The following is a 2,358-nucleotide window of genomic DNA, read 5'->3' on the forward strand; positions in this document are numbered from 1 at the left end:
GACGCCGAATAGGTCGAATCATGGCGAAAAATGGCTGGGTTTCGAAATACACCTGTAAAAAATATTGTATTCATACAGAAAAAAGCAATGAATCGCCGGTGGGGAATGAACTGAATCGAGAATTTAATATAGGTCAACCACGAAAGATATTGGTGACCGATTTAACCTATGTAAGGGTTAAACAACGTTGGCACTACCTTTGTGTAATTGTTGATATCAGTAATCGAGAAATAGTGGGGCGAAGTGCTGGCAGGCATAAAACAGCGGCACTGGTCATGCAAGCTATGAGTCAAATTCCAATGAACTTACAGACGATTGAGTTGTTTCATTCTGATAGAGGAAAAGAGTTTGATAATCATTTGATTGATGAATGTTTAACAGCATTTGGAATTAAACGGTCCTTAAGTCGCAAAGGCTGCCCCTATGATAACGCAATTGCAGAAAGCACATTCAAAGCAGTGAAAAGAGAATTTGTGTCAAATACTATTTTTGATTCACTGGCGCAACTTAAATTGGAATTTAATCACTATGTGGATTGGTTTAATTATAATCGACTTCATTCAACATTAAATTACCAGTCGCCGATTGAATACAAAAGAAATCGATGACCTTATCTTTTTGGTACTAAAAAGTGTGGACATACCAAAACATCGTTTATTAAACAATCAACAGGAAATAATCCCAATTTATTGCTTAAAGGAAGTAGATTAGTACGTAATGATTTTGGCGTGATAAATTATGGAGGGCCATGTCCTCCGCTAAATTCGACTCATCGATATCAATTTACACTTTATGCACTAGACATTGATCACATTGAGGTTGATGAACAAACTACTCCAGCTCTAGTTGGTTTTATTGCTAATTCGCATCAAATAGCAAAGGCAGATATAATTTACTCCTACTCACGCTGATATTGGTTAATAGGCTATTAGGATTATGGATTTTACTTCAATTGGTCGAGTGAATTATATAACACAACGTTGTAATCAAACCCTAAAACAGATTCAAAGCATTGATCCAATGATTGTCTATGTCATAAATGGCGAAAAACAGATCGAATGTGAGGGCGAATATTTTAAGGTAAAAACAGGTTAGTTAGTCCTGATTCCAGCAGGTAATTTAATGAATATAAATAATTTTTATATTGATGATAAGGATTATCAAGCCATTTGTTACTCTTGGCATGCGCAGCTACTAGATCAATTTGCTTTATCTCATTTTTATCAGAGTAATCAAATTCTTAAAAAATTAAAGTTGAAACAATATTACCTGAAACTTTTATTACTCGATACAGATTAAAACAGAATTATTTACACATAACCAATGCAATTCTAATCTTGTTAAACATTTATTTATTGAACTTTTAATTAGATTATCTGCATTTGGTGTGTATTTTCCACTGAATAATAACCCGAAAATTAGCCTCAAAATTCGCGAAATTATTAACCTGCAACCAGACAAAAAGTGGCAGTCAGCAGAAATTGCTAAACAATTTGCTATGAGCGAATCAACTTTACGGCGACATCTTGCTTTAGAAGGATATAATTTATCCAAAATTATCTTAGATATAAGAATGAATTTTGGTTTAATACTGTTATAAACCACCCAAAAAACGATCCTACAAATTACCCAAGAAGTGGGATATGAATTAGGCTCTCGTTTTACTTTAAACAACGTTTTGGATTTTCACCAAAGAGGCTACGTTAGCCAATTTTTTATCACTAACATCTAATTTTATTTATTAAATTGTTTTTTATGCATGTCCATTACCATGGTTTCTCAGACTATAGTATATAGCGCTAGCAATTCCTAGAGATTGTCAGTTATTTTATTATAGTAATCAATTTTTATGATATAAAGTTTACAAATCCTAAGCCAATTGATACGATGCGTCTCTAATTATTTTCTTTATATTCATCAATTATGCTTTATCTTATTTTTGTAACAATTATTTGGTCGTTTTCGTTTAGTTTTATTGGTGTTTATATCAGTGGACAGGTTGATACTTGGTTTGCTGTGGTTATGCGTGTTGTGTTAGCATTTATTACCTTTTTACCTTTTTTACACTTTAGAAATTTTAAGCTTAAAATCATGTTTCTTTTAATGGGTGTTGGGGCTTGTCAATTAGGAATTATGTATTTTTTTTATTATAATTCTTTCCAATATATTTCAGTACCTGAAGTGCTGTTGTTTACCATTTTTACACCTATTTATGTCACGGTTATTTATGATTTACTGCAACGTCATCCATTAAGATTGAGTTACCTTTTTACGGCAATAATAGCAGTTATTGGTGCCGCTATTATTCGTTATGATCATATTAGTGCAAACTTTATTATTGGCTTTTTATTAATTCAA

Annotated in this window: 4 protein-coding genes; all 4 read left to right on the plus strand. The window is 32.3% G+C overall.

Annotation, left to right across the window (positions count from 1 at the left end; all coding sequences use genetic code 11):
- Positions 1 to 608: IS3 family transposase (locus tag A9G37_RS00670; RefSeq protein WP_065574322.1), on the plus strand; the 608-nt coding region annotated here is incomplete at its 5' end.
- Between the two features lie 81 nt (positions 609 to 689).
- Positions 690 to 911 carry a YbhB/YbcL family Raf kinase inhibitor-like protein gene (locus A9G37_RS13360; protein WP_065574323.1) on the plus strand — a complete coding sequence of 74 codons (222 nt, stop codon included), beginning with the start codon at positions 690 to 692 and terminating at the stop codon, positions 909 to 911.
- A gap of 25 nt (positions 912 to 936) precedes the next feature.
- On the plus strand, positions 937 to 1,095 hold the full coding sequence (locus tag A9G37_RS12685) for a hypothetical protein (protein ID WP_176701832.1): 159 nt from the start codon (positions 937 to 939) through the stop codon (positions 1,093 to 1,095).
- 828 nt (positions 1,096 to 1,923) lie between these two features.
- The coding region (locus tag A9G37_RS00685) for an EamA family transporter (protein WP_176701833.1) at positions 1,924 to 2,358 on the plus strand (435 nt) is incomplete at its 3' end.

This window comes from Gilliamella sp. GillExp13 (genome assembly GCF_001690815.1).
Classification (GTDB): Bacteria; Pseudomonadota; Gammaproteobacteria; order Enterobacterales; family Orbaceae; genus Gilliamella; species Gilliamella bombi.